The 18,601-nt window shown below is 73.1% G+C and carries 6 protein-coding genes; 3 read left to right on the top strand and 3 right to left on the bottom strand.

Annotation, left to right across the window (positions count from 1 at the left end):
- Positions 1-138 precede the first annotated feature (138 nt).
- On the bottom strand, positions 139-564 hold the full coding sequence (locus tag ABZ664_RS36270; RefSeq protein WP_362520889.1) for a hypothetical protein: 426 nt from the start codon (positions 562-564) through the stop codon (positions 139-141).
- A 181-nt stretch (positions 565-745) separates the two neighbouring features.
- A complete protein-coding gene (gene entS, locus ABZ664_RS36265; protein WP_362520886.1) occupies positions 746-2,035 on the bottom strand; it encodes an enterobactin transporter EntS in 1,290 nt (429 codons plus the stop codon).
- A gap of 78 nt (positions 2,036-2,113) precedes the next feature.
- On the opposite strand from entS, the gene panD reads away from it, so the two are divergent.
- Both panD and ABZ664_RS36255 read left to right on the top strand, forming a co-directional pair.
- Entirely contained in the window at positions 2,114-2,521 is a 408-nt protein-coding gene (gene panD, locus ABZ664_RS36260; protein ID WP_362520883.1) for an aspartate 1-decarboxylase, read from the top strand.
- Positions 2,522-2,524: 3 nt separating this feature from the next.
- Positions 2,525-4,093, top strand: coding sequence for an AMP-binding protein (locus ABZ664_RS36255; RefSeq protein ID WP_362520880.1), 1,569 nt, complete (start codon positions 2,525-2,527; stop codon positions 4,091-4,093).
- A gap of 269 nt (positions 4,094-4,362) precedes the next feature.
- Here ABZ664_RS36255 and ABZ664_RS36250 read toward each other — a convergent pair whose 3' ends face one another.
- A complete protein-coding gene (locus ABZ664_RS36250) occupies positions 4,363-5,766 on the bottom strand; it encodes a salicylate synthase (RefSeq protein WP_362520877.1) in 1,404 nt (467 codons plus the stop codon).
- Between the two features lie 94 nt (positions 5,767-5,860).
- Between ABZ664_RS36250 and ABZ664_RS36245 the strand changes: the two genes are divergently transcribed.
- Positions 5,861-18,589, top strand: a complete 12,729-nt coding sequence (locus ABZ664_RS36245; protein ID WP_362520873.1) for an amino acid adenylation domain-containing protein — start codon at positions 5,861-5,863, stop codon at positions 18,587-18,589.
- Positions 18,590-18,601 lie beyond the last annotated feature (12 nt).

The raw sequence follows: 18,601 nt of genomic DNA, 5'->3' as shown, positions 1-18,601 counted from the left end.
GCCCGGCTGACGGTCCGCGACCGCCCCCGGCGGGACGTGACCGCCGGGGGCGGTCGCGGACCGTCAGCCGGTCGCCCGGGACCGCGCCTCCGGTACGAGATCCCCTCCGCTCACGAGCGGAGGGAATGGTCGTCGCGGTCAGCGGACGGGGGAGAGCTTCAGCACCGCCTTGCCCCGGGAGAGCGAGACCACCCGTACGCCGATGCCGTTGACCGACCCCGTCGAACGGAGGCCGAGCACCGCCTGCGAGGTGACACCGGGGCCGGTGGCCCGCACCCGCACGAAATCCCGGCCGAAGGAGACGGACAGCCGGGTGACGCCGAATCGAGGGCTGACCCGGAACCGTACGGTCTTCGAGATGGTGAGCTTGCACCTTCCGTCGTAACACGCTCGGAGGTTCGGACCGGTGGCCTTCCCCCGCGCGACGGCGTCCGTCCCCAGGGCGGCCGAAACCGGTGCGAGGGCGGCCGTTGGTGTTTCCGCCGGTGTCAGGCCTGACTGCGCCGGTGCCGTGCCGCCGGTCAGGGCGACGAGCAGCAGGAGGGCGGCGGTCGTCTGAGCCATGGTCTTCCTCTCGTCGTTCCTGCGGGTTCCCCCCGAGGCCGGGCCGTGGTTCGTCGGGCGGGCGTCACCGGCGGTCCTGCGTCGGCTCGGGACATGAGGGGTTTGCTGCCACTTCTCACGATCTGACAGAGGCGGTTGTTTTTCCAGCCGTTTCTTCGCGGCGTCTTTGCCTGGGCGGTTCTCACCCGGGCTGACGCGGCTCGGCGTCCCGGGAGCGGGCCTTCCCCGATTCGGTGTCCTGCGGGTCGGTCTTCAGGGTCGCGCCGCGCAGGCCGGTGAGCGTGAGGGCGAGGCCGAGGGCGAGGGCGGCGCTGGCCGCGCCGTACACGACGATCGCGGTGCCGGGTGCGAGGTAGCGGCCGAGGACGCCCGCGCCGAGCGCGCCGACGGCCTCGCCGCCGGTCTCCTGGGCGGCCCACAGGGCGTTCACCCGTCCGAGGTAACCGTCGGGGGTGTGCGCCTGGATGAGGCCGTAGCGCAGGATCTCCTCGACGGACGCGACGAGGCCGTACCCGAAGAGGATCGCGACGGCGAGCGCCGGGTGGGTCGCCAGCCCGAGGCAGGCGAGCAGCGCGAAGCCGCAGACCGAGGCGACGAGCAGCGCCTTACCCGGCGCGCGCGACCGTCCGGCCCAGCCGCTGGTGATCGAGCCGAGCACCGCGCCGCAGGCGGGCGCGGCGTAGAGCAGGCCGATCGTGGCCGGGCCGCCGCCCAGCCGCAGGGTGGCGAACGCGGGCATGAGCACCGGGATACCGCCCGCCACCATGAACAGCAGGCCGAGCAGCATGAGCGAGCCGACCACGCGGTGCGAGGCCACGAACCGCAGCCCCGAGCCGATCGCCCTCAGCGGGTTCTCCGTGACCTCGACGGTCGGTCTGAGCGCGGGCAACCTCGTCAGCAGGCCGAGGGTGGCGAGCGTTCCCACGGCCGCGGCCGCGTAGTTCCACCCGACGCCGAACGCCGACACGGTCAGGCCGCCGAGCGCGGGGGAGAGCATCGAACCGAGCCGTACGGTCAGCGCGTTGAGCGCGCCCGCCGCGACCAGTTTGTCGGAGGGGACGAGGGCTGGGGTCGCGGCCAGCAGCGCGGTCACGCTGACGCCGGTCGCGAGCCCGTCCCAGGCGGCGAGCACGTAGATCGCCGCCAGAGAGGGGGAGGGCAGGAAGGCGTTCAGCGTCAGCAGCGCGAAGCCGATACCGGCGGCGGTGCGCGCGACGAGCATCAACCGGCGCCGGTCGTGCCGGTCGGCGAGCACGCCACCCCACAGGAACCCCGCGAGCAGCGCGAAGCCCTCGGCCGAGGAGACGGCGCCGACGTGCACGGTCGATCCGGTCATCGCGTAGACCTGCATGGGCACCCCGACCATCAGCATGCCGATCCCGAAAACCGACACGGTGCGTGCCACGAACACGTCACGGAAGGCTCTGCTGGTCCGGAGGGGGCTGATGTCCATGGCCAGACGGCGCAGCATCTTCGGGGTTCTCCTCGTCGGGCACAGTGGATAAGGTGAGGCTAACCTTAGTTGACCTTAGGGAAAGAGGACAGACCAGTGCAGCGGGTCCTTATGAACGGAAAAATCCACCGTGCCACCGTGACCCAGGCGGATTTGCACTACGTGGGTTCCCTGACGATCGACGCCGACCTGATGGCCGCCGCCGACATCGTCGAAGGTGAACAGGTCCATGTCGTCGACATCGACAACGGCGCCCGCCTGGTCACCTACGCGATCACCGGCGAGGCGGGCAGCGGGGTGATCGGCGTCAACGGCGCGGCGGCCCACCTGGTTCATCCGGGACACCTGGTCATCATCATCTCGTACGGGAACTTCGACGACGCGGAGGTGCGGGCGCACCGGCCCAAAGTCGTGCACGTGGACGGAGCCAACCGCGTCGTCGCGCTCGGTACCGACCCGGCCGAGCCGGTCGCGGGCGCGTTGGCCCAGATCGCGGGGAGGTGACCCGTGGAGGGATTCACCCCCTGGCCACAGGAGTTCGCGGCGCGCTACCTGGCGGAGGGCTACTGGAGCGACCGGCTGCTCGGCGACGTGCTGAACGGGGGCGACCCCGAGCGGACCGCGCTCGTGGCAGGGGACGAGCGGCTCACCTACGCCGAGCTGGACCGCCGCGCCGAGCGCACCGCCACGGGTTTCGCGCGGCTGGGCATCCGGCGCGGTGACCGCGTCGTGGTGCAACTGCCCAACACCACCGCCTTCGTCGTCGTCTTCCTCGCCCTCGTCCGGATCGGCGCCGTCCCGGTGCTCGCCCTGCCCGCGCACCGCAGCAGCGAGATCGGCTACCTGTGCGAGCTGAGCGAGGCGAGGGCGTACGTCATCCCGGACGCGCACGGCGGATTCGACTACCGCGACCTGGCCCGCTCGCTGGCCGTGGAGCACGTCGTGGTGGACGGGGACGCCCAGGAGTTCCTCGCCCTCGCCGACCTCGACCTCGACCCTGACCCCTCGTACGAGCGGCCGGAGCCGGCCGACGTGGGGGTGTTCCTGCTCTCCGGCGGCACCACGGGACTTCCGAAGCTGATCCCGCGCACCCACCGCGACTACGTCTACAACCTGGAGGCGAGCGCCGGGGTCTGCGGCTTCACCCGCGAGACCGTCTACCTCGTGGTCCTCCCGGTCGCGCACAACTTCGCGCTCGCCTGCCCCGGGGTACTGGGGGTGTTCGCCAAGGGCGGCACCGTCGTCCTCGCCTCCTCAGGATCACCCGACGAGGCGTTCCCCCTCATCGAGCGGGAGCGGGTGACGGTGTGCGCGGTGGTGCCGCCCATCGCGCTGCTCTGGCTCGAGGCGGCCTCCTGGTCGCGGGAGGATCTGTCGTCGCTCCGGCTGCTGCAGGTGGGCGGGGCCAAGTTCGCCGCCGAGCGCGCCGAGCGGGTTCCCGGCGTACTGGGTTGCGCGGTGCAGCAGGTGTTCGGAATGGCCGAGGGGCTGCTCAACTACACCCGGCTGGACGATCCTCGCGAGCTGGTCGACACCACGCAGGGCAAGCCGCTGTCCCCGGCCGACGAGATCCTCGTGGTCGACTCCGACGGTGCGGAGGTCGCCCCCGGCGAGGTCGGAGAGCTGCTCACCCGCGGCCCGTACACCCTGCGCGGCTACTACCGCGCACCGGAGCACAACGCGCGCTCCTTCACCCCCGACGGCTTCTACCGGACCGGAGACCTGGTGCGGGTGCTCCCCTCGGGACACCTCGTCGTGGAGGGCCGCGACAAGGATCAGATCAACCGGGGCGGCGACAAGATCTCGGCAGAGGAGCTGGAGAACCACCTGCTCGCCCATCCGGCGGTGCACGACGCCGCGGTGGTCGGCATCCCGGACCCGGTGATGGGGGAGCGGACCTGCGCCTTCCTGATCGCGCGGGACCAGGCGCCGACCCTGAGGGAGATCAAGAGATTCCTCAGGGAGCGCGGTGTGGCCGGATACAAGTGGCCCGACCGCGTCGAGCCGGTCGAGGTTTTTCCTCGCACCCCGGTCGGCAAGATCAGCAAGAAGGAGCTCGCCGCGAGCCTGCGCTGAACCCTTCCACGCGGAAGGCTCGCGGGGAGGTGCCGGGCGTCCTCGTGAGCCTTCCGTGTGGGGGATGCCGGGCGCTCTCAGCCGAAATTCGCATGCGACGGCGGGTGCCGGACGCTCCCTCGTGGGAGGCGCATGCGGCGAGTGCCGGTGCCCTCACGCGCGGGGACCCGCTCGTGGAAGGCGCATGCGGTGGCGAGTGCCGGCATCCTCACGCGCGGGGAAGGCGCGTGAGGGCGGATGGTGTGCGGAAAGACCGGAGCGACGTCTCCTCAGGCGCGCGGGACCACGTACGGAGCGATGCTGGAGAGCTTCTCGCAGGTCTCCTCGTACTCCCGTTCGGGCGTCGAACCCGACACGATGCCGGCGCCGGCCCGTAGCCAGGCACGGCCGTTCTCGCTGTAGACGGCGCGCAGCACCAGGGCGGCGTCCATCGCCCCGTCGTGTGAGACGGCGAGAACGGCTCCGGCGTAGAGCCCTCGGGGCTCCTCCAGCCTGGCGATCGCGTCGACGGCTCCCGCCTTGGGGATACCGGAGGCGGTCACGCCGGGGAACAGCGCGTCGAGCGCGTCCCAGCCGGTGCGGCCGGGCGCCAGCTCGCCGCTGACGCTCGACCCCAGGTGCTGCACGCTGCCGCGTTCCTTCACCGCCATGAAGCCGGTGACCCGGACCGTGCCGGGCACGCACACCCGGTACAGCTCGTCCTGCGAGGCGCGTACGGACACCGCGTGCTCGAAGATCTCCTTGGGGTCGTTCTCCAGCTCGCGGCGGGTCCGCGAGTCGGCGTTCTCGCCCTGGCCGAAGGCGCGCGTGCCGGCGAGCGGCTGGGTCGTCACCGTGCCGTGCCCGTCGACGCTCGCCAGCACCTCGGGGCTGAACCCGGCGGCCTGGAAGCCTTCCAGGTCGAGGAGGAACGAGCGGGCCGGGGTGTTGGCGGCACGGCCGCACGCGTACGTCGCGGCGACGTCGACGGGGAACGGGATCGGCAGCCGCCGGGAGACGATGACCTTCTCGTAGAGCCCGGCGTCGATCTCGGAGATCGCCTGGGCGACCCGCGACCTGTAGAGGTCGCCGCCGGTGCGCACGTCGACCGGCGACGGCGACGACGGCGATCCGGGGACGACCTGGCCCGACAGCAGCTCGGCGACCCGCTCGGCCTCCTCGGCGTCCGCGCTCACCACCAGCGCGCGCCCCGCCTCGACGCGCACCTCGGTACGTGGCACGACCAGGTGGGCGAGCCTGTCCGCCGGGGCGAGCGCGGCGAACTCGAACGCGATCCAGCCGTAGGCGTTCCACCCCGGCCACGGGGCGGTCCGCAGCGCCGCCTCCAGCGCCGCGGCCGGTCGGCCCGACCACGGCTCGTCGACCCAGTCCACCGGGTCCAGCGGGTCCAGCACGTGCAACGGATCCAGTGGGTCCAGTGGATCCGGCGCGCGCGCGGGGTCGGCGAAGGCAGGGGAGGGGGCGTCCAGCCAGCGGCTGCGGACGACTCCGGCTTCGAGGATCACCTCACCCGCCACCCCGCCCGCGAAGGTCCACAGGCCCGGCCGCTCGTACACGACGTAGTCGTCGAACAGCCCGGACCGGGCCAGGTGGGTGACCAGACGCAACGGGTCGGCCGCGCTCTCGACGACTATCTCCGTGCGCGTCTCATCCGTGCGGACACCAGAGGACAAGGAACCCACTCCTTTATGAAACCGGACAACTTCCAGCAATTTAGGTAAGGCTAACCTTGTGTGGATTTAAGAGGCAAGGCTAACCTAAGTTCCGATGCGGGACAGAGTGCCCGACCCCCGGCCCCTAAGGACGTTGAGCGTGCGGGAACAGCGGCAGGACGTCGCGCAGCGGCGCGAACTGATGCGGCGGATGATGACCGAGGCGGGGTTCGGACCCGGCAGGGACCGGATCACTCCACGCGCCTGCGGCGGTCCCGCCCCGCTGTCGTACGCGCAGCAGAGCATGTGGCTGCACCACCGGACGTTCCCCTCCAGCCCCGCCTACAACGTCTGCCTGCTGGTACGCATGTCGGGCGCGCTCGACCCCGAGGCGCTCCGCGAGGCGCTGCGCGCCCTCCTGCGCAGGCACGCGGTGCTGCGCACCGTCTACGACGAGAACGACGACGGGACGCCGGTGCAGTACGTCCTCGCCGACGACTCCCTCGACCTGCCGGTGCGTGACCACGCAGAGGACGACGCCGAGGCGTACGCCGAGCGGCTCGCGGCGATCCCCTTCGACCTGCGCGCCGAGCGGCCGATCCGGCTCGAACTGCTCAGGATCGGCGTCGACGGGTACGCCCTGGTCCTGGTCGTGCACCACATCGCCTGGGACGGCATGACCTGGGGTTCGCTCTCACGCGACCTGTCGGCCCTGTACCGCGCCGCCGTCTCCGGTGAGCCGGACGGTCTGCCCACGCTCACCGTCCACTATCCCGACTTCGCCGACTGGGAACAGGGCCGCCCGCACCCGGTCGAGGAGATGGACTACTGGCGGCGGCGCCTCGACCCGCCGCCCGCACCCCTGGACCTGCCCGCCGACCGCCCGCGTGGCGCGACCGCCTCCGAGCGCGGCGGGCGCAGGGCCCGCCGCTTCGACGACACCGTCACCGCAGGCATGCGGGAGCTGGCCGCGAGGGAGAACCTCACCCCGTACATGGTGATGCTCGCCGCCCACGCCGTGCTCCTGCACCGCTACACCGGCGCGACCGACATCGCGATCGGCTCGGCCGTGATGAACCGCGAGCACACCGAGATCGAGCGGCTGGCCGGGAACTTCGGCAACACCCTCGTGCTGCGCACCGACCTGTCCGGCGCGCCCACCTTCCGCGAGGTCCTGCGCCGGGTCCGCGACACCTGCACCGAGGGGTTCGCGCACCGGACACTGCCCTACGACACGATCGTGCGGGAGCTGCGGCCCGCCCGCAGGCGCGGCGGCTCGCCGTTCTTCGACACCATGCTGCTGTTCCTCGCCCAGGAGATCGGTGACCTGGACCTGCCGGGCGTCACCACGAGCTGGACGCACATCCACAACGGCACCACCCACTTCGACCTGTCGCTGGAGGCCTTCGTCAGGCCCCGGGGGATGACCGTCGAGGCCACCTTCCGGCGCGAGCTGTTCGACGACGAGCGCGTCGACGCACTCCTCGGCCACCTGGAGACGCTGCTCGGCGACGCGGTGAGCCGCCCGGACCGGCGGATCGCCGACCTGAAGCTGCTCGGTGCGGCCGAGGCGGCCCTGCTGGAGGAGTGGAACGACACCGCGCGCCCCGTCCGGGACACGACGGTGACCTCCCTGTTCGAGGAGCAGGCCGCCCGCACTCCCGGCGCGGTCGCCGTCGAGGGCACCGGCGGGGCCACGCTCACCTACGCCGAGCTGGACCTGCGAGCCTCGGGCCTCGCCCGAGTGCTGCGCGAGCGCGGTGCGGGACCCGGCCGGGTCGTCGCGCTGGCACTGCCCCGCACCCCCGACCTGGTGGTCGCGCTGCTCGCCGTGCTGAAGTCCGGCGCCGCCTACCTGCCGCTGGACCTGGACCACCCGGCCGACCGGATCGCCTACATGATCCGGGACGCCGCCCCGCTCTGCGCGATCGCGACCTCGGAGACGGCCGCCCTCATCCCGCAGGGAACCGAGACGCTGACACCCCAGACGCTGACAACCGAGAATCTGACACCGGACGGCGCGCTCCGCCCCGCCCATGTCCCCCCGGTGATCGCCGTCCCCCGCGCCGAGACGCCGGCGCAGGACGACGCGCACCCCGGAACACCCCCCGGGCCGACCGCAGGCCAGGAGTCGTATCCGGTCCGAGGCGGCGACCTGGCGTACGTCATCTACACCTCGGGCTCGACCGGCCGGCCCAAGGGCGTGGCCATCCCGCACGCCGCGCTCACCACGTTCCTGCTCACCATGAGGGAGCGTCTCGCCCTGGACGCCGACGACCGACTGGTCGCGGTGACCACGATCGCGTTCGACATCGCCGCGCTGGAGCTGTACGCGCCGCTGATCAGCGGCGCGACCGTCGTGCTCGCCGGGCGCGAGAGCGTTCGCGACCCGGCGGCGCTGGGCGCGCTGCTCGCCGGGGCGACGATCGTCCAGGGCACCCCGTCGCTGCTGGGCTCGCTGGACCCGGCCGCGCTGCGCGGGCTGCGGGTGCTCGTCGGCGGTGAAGCCCTTCCGGCCGCGCTCGCCGGAACCCTCCACGCGGTGGCGGCGTCGGCGGTCAACGTGTACGGGCCGACCGAGGCGACGATCTGGGCGACCTCCACCGAGCTGCCGTCCTCGGGGATCGGCAGGCCGTTCCCCAACACCCGCGCCTACGTCCTGGACGCCGCGCTGCGCCCCGCCCCGGTCGGCGTCCCCGGCGAGCTCTACCTCGCGGGGACGCAGCTGGCGCGCGGCTACGCGGGCAGGCCGGGACTCACCGCGGAACGCTTCGTCGCCGACCCCTTCGGCCCGCCGGGCGAGCGCATGTACCGCACCGGCGACCTGGCCCGCTGGGCCCGCGACGGATCGCTGGAATACCTGGGGCGTACCGACGACCAGGTGAAGATCCGTGGGTTCCGCATCGAGCCCGCCGAGGTGCAGGCCGTGCTCGCCGCCCACCCCGGTGTCGCCCAGGCCGCCGTCGTGGTCCGCGAGGACGCGCCCGGCGAGAAGAGGCTCGTCGCGTACGTGGTGCCGAACGGAGACCTCGACGAGGCGGACCTGCGGGCGACGGCGGCCGAGACGCTGCCCGAGTACATGCTCCCCTCGGCGATCGTCCTGCTTGAGGCACTGCCTCGTACCGTCAACGGCAAGCTCGACCGGGCCGCGCTGCCCGCGCCCGAGGCGCGGGTGTCGAGCCGGGGGCCGCGCGACGACCGCGAGGCGGCGCTGTGCGCGGTCTTCGCCGAGACCCTCGGCCTGCGCACCGTGGGCATCGACGACGACTTCTTCACCCTGGGCGGCCACTCCCTGCTGGCCACCCGCCTCGCGGGGCGGGTGCGCGCCGCGCTCGACGCCGAGCTCACCATCGCCGACGTCTTCGAGGCGCCCACGGTCGCCACGCTCGCGCCCAGGCTGGTACGGGGCACCCGGCCGAGGGTCCGCGACGTGACCAGGCCCGAGATCGTCCCCGCCTCTCCCGCCCAGCGCGGCTTCTGGTTCGAGGAACGCCTGCGCGGCCCCTCGGCCGCCGACGCGCTGCCGCTGGGCCTGCGCCTGTACGGGCCGGTCGACGTCGACGCGCTGCGCGCCGCGTTCGCCGACGTCGTCACCCGGCACGAGGCGCTGCGCACCCTGCTGGAGGAGGGCCCCGACGGACTGCCGGTCCAGCGCGTCCTCGACACCGTCGAGATCGCCTTCGACGTGGTGGACGCGCGCGGCCGGCCGGAGGAACGGCTGCGCGCGGCCGAGACGAGGGCCGCCTCGCACGTCTTCGACCTCGGGGCCGACCTGCCCATCCGGGCCACCCTGCTGCGGGTCCGTGCCGAGGAGTCCGTGCTGGTCGTACTCCAGCACCACGCCGCCGCCGACGAGTGGTCGTTCACCCCGCTGCTCGCCGACCTGTCGCGCGCCTACACCGCCCGCAGGACGGGCACCGCGCCTGACTGGGCGCCGCTGCCCGTGCGGTACGCCGACTACGCCGTCTGGCGGAACGAGTTCCCGGCCCCCGCGGACCAGCTCGACTTCTGGGAGCGGACGCTGCGCGGGCTGCCCGAGGAGAGCGCGCCACCGGCCGACCGGCCCCGCCCCGCCGAGGCGAGTCACCGGGGCGGGCTGGCATCGTTCCGGCTGCCGTCGGCCGGGGCGCGACGGCTCGCCCTGGAGACCGGAACCAGCGTCTTCATGGTCCTGCACGCCGCCGTGGCCGCGCTCCTGCACCGGGCCGGAGCGGGCGACGACGTGGCGCTCGGCTCGCCCGTCGCGGGCCGCACCGACGCCGACCTCGCGGACCTGGTCGGCGTGTTCGTCAACCTCGTCGTGCTGCGCACCGACCTGAGCGGCGACCCCACCTTCACCGAACTCCTGGAGCGGGTCCGCCGCACCGACCTGGCCGCGTTCTCCAACGCGGACGTGCCGTTCGAGCAGGTCGTGGAGCGGCTCGCCCCCGAACGCTCGCTCGCCCGCAGCCCGCTGTTCCAGGTGATGATCGTCCATCAGCGGCTGGAGGACGTGCGGCTGCGGCTGCCCGGCGTGCGCGCGGAACCTTTCCTTCCCGAGACCGGCGGCGTCAAGTTCGACCTGGACATCTACTTCGCCGAGGGCGAGGAACTGATCGAGGGGTTCGTCGCCTACGCCACGGACCTCTTCGACGCCGAGACCGTCACCGGCATGATCGCCGACCTCGGCGAGCTGCTCGACCAGGTCACCGAGGATCCGGCACGGCGCCTGTCGTCGCTCCGCGCCCCGATCGGGCCGCTCGCGGGACCCGGCCCCGTGGACGAGTTCGCCCCGCTCGCCGTCGCCCGGCGGATCGAGGCGCAGGTGGCGCGCACCCCGCACGCCGCCGCCGTCGTCTGCGGTGACGTCTCCGGCGACGGCGGGATCACGCTCAGCTACGCCGAGCTTGACGAGCGCGCCGAGGTCCTCGCCGACCGGCTCGCCGCGGCGGGGGCGGGCCCCGAGGAGATCGTCGCGATCGCGCTGCCCCGCTCGGCCGAGTTCGTCGTCGCCCTGCTCGCCGTGCTCAAGACCGGCGCGGCCTACCTGCCGATCGACACGACCTACCCGCGCTCCAGGATCGACCTGATGCTCGACACCGCCGGGCCCCTGCTCGTCCTCGGCGCCGACGAGCGGCTACCGGACGCCCCGCCTCGCGCGAAGACCCCGATCCTCCCCGACCATCCCGCGTACGTGATCTTCACCTCGGGGTCCACCGGGACCCCGAAGGCCGTCGTCGGCACCCAGCGTGCCCTGGCCAACCGGCTCGCCTGGGGGGCGGACCTCGCCACCGTCGGCGTGCGGGTCGCCAAGAGCTCACCGGCCTTCATCGACGGCAGCACCGAACTGCTCGGCGGCCTCGTCGCCGGTGACACCGTCGTCGTCGCGGACGACGACACCGCCACCGACGCGCTCGCCCTCGCCGAGCTGATCCACCGCCACGGTGTGAACCTGGTGACGGTCGTGCCGAGCCTGCTGGCCGCGCTCATGGAGAACGAGGAGACGGAAAAGGCAGGGGAGGCCGCGCGCAGCGGACGGTTTGGAGAAGTCGGTGAGTCCGGGGAGAACGCGCGACGTGGGGAGGTCGGAGAAGCCAAGGAGCCGCAGGAGTGTCGGGAGGCAGGGAAGAGCGCGCGAACCGGGAGGCTCGGCTCGGTGACCACCTGGGTGAGCAGCGGCGAAGCACTGCCCGTCTCTCTGGTCCAGCGGGTCCCCGCCCGGCTGGTCAACCTGTACGGCTGCTCGGAGGCGGCCGGGGACAGCCTGATCGCCGAGGGCGGCGGCGGACTGGTCCCGATCGCCAACACCGTGGCGTACGTCCTGGACGCCGGGCTCCGCGAGGTCGCGGTCGGTGAGCTCTACCTCGCCGGGGACGGTCTGGCGCGCGGCTATCTCAAGGACCCGGCCCGCACCGCAGAACGGTTCGTGGCCAGCCCCTTCGGCCCGCCGGGATCGCGGCTCTACCGTACCGGCGACCGGGTGCGCCGCCGCCGCGACGGAAGCCTGGACTTCCTGGGCCGGGCCGACGACCAGGTCAAGATCCGAGGCTTCCGCGTCGAACCGGGAGAGGTCGAGGCGGTGCTCGCCGCGCAGCCCGGCGTGCGTCAGGCGGCCGTGGCGGCCCGCTCGGGGCCACGCCTCGTCGGCTACGTCGTGGGTGACCCCGGTTCCGAACCCGACCTCGACGCGCTGCGGCTCCGGCTCCAAGAGATCCTGCCGGACCACCTCGTCCCCGCCGTGCTCGTCGGCCTCGACCGCCTGCCGCGCACTCCCAACGGCAAGCTCGACCGCCGCGCGCTACCCGAGCCCGTCGCCCGCGAGGGCAGGGCGCCGCGAACCGACACCGAGCGCGCCATCGCCCATCTCGTCGCCGAGACCCTCGGGCGGGACGGCGTCAACGCCGACGACGACTTCTTCCGCACCGGCGGCGACAGCATCAACGCGGCCCTGCTGGTGGGACGTGCCCGCCGGGCCGGGTTCCCCTTCGCCGTCCGCGACGTCTTCCGGCTGCGTACCGTCGAGGCCCTCGCCAGGGTCGCGGATCTTTCCCGCGCACCCGCCGAGCCCGCGACGGCTCCGCTCGGCGGCGTGTCGGCTGAGACCGTGGCGACCCCGTTGGGTGATGTGTTCGCGGAAGGTGCGACGGGGCGGTTCGAGGATGGAGAAGAGAAGGACGCGTCTGTCCCGCCCGATGGGACGGCCGCGATCCTGCCGGGTGAGGTCGTGGCGGGCGGGCCGACGTGGGCCGAGTCGCCGCTCTCGCCTTTGCAGGAAGGACTGCTCTTCCACCTGATGCTGGCCGGTGGGGACCGCGACGTCTACGTACAGCAGGCCGTGGTGACCCTGGCGGGGCCTGTCGATCCCGACCGGCTGGCCGGGGCCGCGCGAGAGGTGCTGCTGAAGTTCCCCAACCTGCGGGCCGGGTTCCGCACCGACGGCGGCCGCAGCGTGCAGTTCGTCCCCGAACGCTTCGAGGTCGACTGGACCTACGCCGAGACCGGTGACCAGCGGACGCTGGAGGAGTTCGTCGAGGTCCAGCGCGCCCGGCCGTTCGTCCCCGGCGAGCCGCCGCTGATCCGCTTCGCGCTGGCCAGGGTGGGCGAGGACGACTTCCGGCTGGTGCTCACCTCCGAGCTGATCCTGCTGGACGGCTGGTCGGGTGGCCTGCTCGTCACCTCGCTGCTGGAGTTCTACACCGACGCCGGCGCCGAGCGCGCCCGGCCCGTGGTCCCCTTCCACGCCTATCTCGACTGGGTGAACGGGCGGGACCGGCAGGCCACGATCAAGACGTGGGGCCGCGCCCTCGAAGGGCTCGACGAGCCGACCCTGCTGCGGCCGGACCTGATCGACCGGCCCGCCGACCTCGCCACCGCGGGGGAGATCCACCGCGCGCTGCCCGAGGACCTCGCCGCCCGGCTCGACGCCCTCGCCCGCGAGTCCGGCCTCACCCTCGGCACCCTGTACGAGAGCGCCTGGGGGCTGCTCCTGGCCGCTCTCACCGGCCGCGACGACGTGGTCTTCGGCGTCTCGGTGTCCGGCCGCCACCCCGACGTCGACGGCGTCGAGTCCGTCGTCGGCCTGCTGTTCAACACCGTCCCGGTCCGGGTGCGCGCCTCGGCGGCCGATCCGCTGCGCGCCGTCCTGGAACGAGTGCAGACGTTCACCTCGGAGCTGTTCGACCACTCCTACGTCGCGCTCGCCGACGTGCAGCGGGTGGCGGGCCTCGGGACCCTCTTCGACACCCTCTTCGTGTTCCAGAACTTCCCCGGCATGCCCACCGGGCGCGGCTTCGGCCCCGGCGGCGACGTGCGGGTGACCGGCCGCCAGGTGCGCGACGCGACCCACTACCCGCTCACCATGGTCGTCGAGCCCGGCGCGGGCCTGCGGGTCATGTATCGGGGCGACGCGTTCACCGAGGCCGAGGCCGGACGTCTCACCGACCGGTACGTAAGCCTCCTGGAGACCATCGCCGCCGAACCCGACACCCCCTGCCACCGGCTCGACCCGCTCCTGCCCGACGAGCACGACCGGATGCGCCGCGACTGGGCCGAGGCCGAACGGTTCGTCCCCGACCTCACCATCGCCGAGCTCCTCGCCGACCAGGCCGCGCGCACCCCGGACGAGCTCGCCCTGGTCTCCCAGCCGGACACGCGACTCACCTACGCCGAGCTGGACGCCGCCGCCAACCGCCTCGCCCGGCTGCTGAAGGCGCACGGCGCGGGTCCGGAACGGGTGGTCGCCCTTGCCCTGCCCCGCTCCGCCGAGATGATCGTCGCGCTGTTCGCGGTGCTCAAGACGGGCGCCGCCTACCTTCCCCTGGAGCTGGACTACCCGGCCGACCGGCTCGACTTCATGCTGGCCGACGCCGCCCCCGTCTGCCTGGTCTCGCACCGCGACATCGCCGCCGGGCTGGCGAACCCCGGCGCCTCGATCCCGCTCGACGACCCCGCCGTACGGGAGACGCTGGCGGGCCTGCCCGGAACCGGGCTGACGGACGAGGAACTGCCCGGCTTCGGCAGGGACGTGCCGGGACGGCTGGAGCACCCGGCCTACGTGATCTACACCTCCGGGTCGACCGGGCGTCCCAAGGGGGTGGTCACCCCCTACCGGGGCCTGACCAACATGCAGTTCAACCACCGGGCCAACATCTTCGACCCGGTGGTGGCCTCGGCCGGGCGGCGGCTGCGGATCGCGCACACCGTGTCGTTCTCCTTCGACATGTCGTGGGAGGAGCTGCTCTGGCTCATCGAGGGCCACGAGGTGCACGTCTGCGACGAGGAGCTGCGGCGCGACGCCGAGGCGCTCACCGAATACCTGCGGCGTCACCGCGTCGACGTCGTCAACGTGACGCCGACCTACGCCCAGCAACTCCTGGAGGAAGGGCTGCTCGACGGCGAGCACCGCCCGCCGCTCGTGCTGCTGGGCGGCGAGGCCGTCCCGGCCGCCGTGTGGGACCGGCTCGCCGAGGCCGAGGGGGTGCTGGGCTACAACCTCTACGGCCCGACCGAGTACACCATCAACACGCTGGGCGGCGGCACCGAGGACAGCGCCACCCCCACGGTCGGCAGGCCGATCTGGAACACCCGGGGCTACGTGCTCGACGGCTGGCTGCGCCCGGTACCGCCCGGCACGCCGGGAGAGCTCTACATCGCCGGGGCTGGTCTGGCCAGGGGCTACCTCGACCGGCCGGGCCTGACCGCCGAGCGGTTCGTCGCCGACCCGTTCGGCGGCGGCCGGATGTATCGCACGGGAGACCTCGTGCGGGTGCGCCAGGACGGCAACATCGACTTCCTCGGCCGTACCGACGAGCAGGTGAAGATCCGCGGTTACCGGGTCGAGCTGGAGGAGGTCGAGACCGCGCTGGCCGCCGAGCCGGGCGTGGGGCAGGCCGCGGTCGTCGCCGTCGGCACCGAGGTGCCCGGCGTGAAGCGCCTCATCGGCTACGTGGTGCCCGACGGAGCCGCGCGGCCCGACGCCGAGCGCGAGCACCTGGCCGAGTGGCGGCAGGTCTACGACGCCGAGTACACCGAGATCGGCACGGCCGTCCACACCGAGGACTTCGCGGGCTGGGACAGCAGTTACGACGGGTCGCCGATCCCGCTGGAGCACATGCGCGAGTGGCGTGACACCACCGCGGCCCGCGTCGAGGCCCTCGGCCCTCGGCGGGTGCTGGAGATCGGCGTCGGCACCGGCCTGCTGCTGTCGCGGCTCGCCCCCGGCTGCGACGAGTACTGGGCCACCGACTTCGCGGCGCCCGTCATCGCCAAGCTCCGGGCCGACCTCGGCCCCGACTCGCCGGTACGCCTGAGCTGCCAGGCCGCGCACGACACCACCGGCCTGCCCGCGGGCCACTTCGACACGATCGTCGTCAACTCCGTGGTCCAGTACTTCCCGAGCGCCGGATACCTCGCCGACGTGATCGCCGCCGCGATGGACCTGCTCGCCCCCGGCGGCGCGCTGTTCGTGGGCGACGTGCGCGACCTGCGGTCGGTGCGCTGCCTGCACGCGGCGATCCGGCTCGGCCGGGGCGGCGGCGACGACGGTACGGCGGCGATCGACCGGGCCGTGCGGATGGAGAAGGAGCTCCTGCTCGACCCCGCGTTCTTCACCGCCCTCGGCCTGGCCGCGCGGGTGGAGATCCGTACCAAGCGGGGCGTCCACCACAACGAGCTCAGCAGGTACCGCTACGACGTGACCCTCTGGAAGTCACCCGCCGCGAACCCCGCCGCGAACCCCGTGGCGAACCTCGCCGCGCAGCCCGGCGCACCGCTCGACCTGCGGACCGACCCGCGGACCGGTGCGCGGCCGGTCGCGTCGTACGCGGGGACCCAGGTCGTGGACTGGGAGGGGGTGGAGGAGCTGACGGCCCGGCTCGCCGCTCGCTCCGGGCCGCTGCGGGTCCGTGCCATCCCCGACCCCAGGCTCTCGGCCGAGCTCGCCGCGCTGCGCGCGCTGGAGGGCGGCGCCTCGCATCGGGAGGCACGCGAGCTGCTCCAGGAACCCCCGACCGGGGTCGAGCCCGAACTGCTGTACGCGCTCGATCCCGGCGTGGTGACCACCCCATCGGACGAGATCGGCCACTACGACGCCGTCTTCGGCGGAGGGGCCGCCTGCCTCCCCGCGGACCCGGAGCGTGGGCCCGCGTCGTACGCGAACAACCCGGCGGCGGCCCGCGACCACGGGGCGCTCGCCGCGCGGGTGCGCGAAGGACTCAAGAGGCGGTTGCCCGGCTACATGGTGCCGAGCGCGGTCGTCACGCTGGACGCGCTGCCGCTCACCGTCAACGGCAAGCTGGATCGGCGGGCGCTGCCCGCCCCCGACCGGCAGGGGCCGCGCGGTTCCGGCCGCGCGGCCAGGACCGCCGTGGAACACCTGCTGTGCACCCTGTTCGGCGAGGTGCTCGACGTCCCCGGCGTCGGCGTGGACGACGACTTCTTCGACCTGGGCGGGCACTCGCTGCTGGCGACCCGGCTCGTCGGCAGGGTCCGCGCGGTGCTGCGTACCGAGCTCGCGATCCGTGACCTGTTCGAGGCGCCGAACGTCGCCGAGCTGGCCACCCGGCTGCACGACAGGGCCGGTGTCACGCTCAGGCCCCCGCTGGCGCCGGTGAAACGGCCGGGGCGCGTCCCGCTGTCGTACGCGCAGCGCAGGCTCTGGCTGCTCGACCAGATCCTGCGCGAGGACGACGGGCCGCGCGAGGCGTACCACCTGCCGCTGGCCGTGCACCTGAGCGGCGAGCTGGACGTGGACGCGCTGCGGGCCGCGATCGGCGACGTGACGGCGCGGCACGAGAGCCTGCGTACCGTCTTCGCCGAGCACGAGGGGGTGCCCTACCAGCGGATCCTGCCTCCGGAGGCCGCGCGTCCTGTCCTGGAGATCACCACCTGCTCGCCCGAGGAGGTGATCGCGCGGCCGTTCGACCTCGCCACCGAGATCCCGTTGCGGGTAGCGCTCATTCCCGCGAGGCCCGCAAGACCGCCCGCGAGGCCCGCCGAGGCCGTGGAGTCCGCGAGGTCCGCTGAATTCACGGAAACCGCGGAGCTCACGAGGGCCGAGGTGTTCAGGGGAACCGCGGAATCGGGCGGGGAGGACGAGCATCTACTGCTCGCCGTCTTCCATCACATCGCGTTCGACGAGTGGTCCTTCGGGCCGTTCGCCAGAGATGTGGCGCGCGCCTACGCCGCGCGGCTGGAGGGAAGGGCGCCGGACGAGGGGGCGGACGGCGCGTCGGGTTGGAAGCCGCCCGCCGTGCAGTACGCCGACTACACGCTCTGGCAGCGCGAGCTGCTCGGTGACCCCGCCGACCCCGGCAGCCCGCACGCCCGCCAGCTCGCCTACTGGACCAGGGAACTGTCGGGCATGCCGGAGGAGATCCCGCTGCCGGTGGACCGGCCCAGGCCCGCCACCGTCGGCCAGCGCGGCGGGTCCACGACCAGGCGGCTGCCGCCTTTGCTGGTCGGGCGGCTCCGCGAGCTGGCGCGTGGTGCCCAGGTGAGCATGTTCATGGTCTGCCAGAGCGCGGTCGCCGCGCTGCTGCACCGCACGGGAGCGGGGGAGGACATCCCGCTGGGCAGCCCTGTCGCGGGCCGTACCGACGAGGCGGCCGGTGACCTGGTCGGCTTCTTCGTCAACACGCTCGTACTGCGAGCCGACACCTCGGGCGACCCCTCCTTCGCCGAGCTGCTCGCCCGTGTCCGCGACACCGACCTGGCCGGGCTCGCCAACCAGGACCTGCCGTTCGAGGTGCTCGTCGAGGCGCTGCGGCCACCTCGGGTCCCCGGCCGCAACCCGTTGTTCCAGGTGATGGTCGGCTATGAGAACCAGGCGATGGGCGACGTGCGCTTTCCCGGGCTGCGGCAGCGGGAGGCGCTCTTCAGCCCGCCCGCGGCGAAGTTCGACCTCGACTTCATCTTCCGTGAGAGGGGGGAGGCGCTCCACCTGGTCGTCGACTACTCGGCCGACCTGTTCGACGCGGCCACGATCGACACGATGATCGGGGCGTTCGTCGGCGTGCTGGAGGCCGTCGCGGCCGATCCCGAGACGCGCCTGAGCGACCTGCCCGTGACGCTCACGGCCCGTACGGTCACCGGCCCCGGACACGGCGACGGCGCCACCGACGACGGTGGCGGTGGCGCGACTCGGCGCGACGACGACCGCGAGGCGATGCTGTGCAGGGCGTTCGCCGAGGTCCTGGAGGTGGACGCGGTCGGCCCGCACGACAACTTCTTCGACCTGGGCGGGCACTCGCTGCTCGTCATGGGGTTGGTGCGCCGCATCCGGCGGGAGCCGGGCTGCGCGGGAGTGAAGGTCGCGACGCTCATGACGGCCCAGACCGTCGCGGAACTCATGAATCACCTGGATTGAGGCGCTTCCCAC

Source organism: Streptosporangium sp. NPDC006930 (assembly GCF_040635605.1).
Taxonomy (GTDB): domain Bacteria; phylum Actinomycetota; class Actinomycetes; order Streptosporangiales; family Streptosporangiaceae; genus Streptosporangium.
This window is presented reverse-complemented; position numbering and strand designations above follow the sequence as displayed.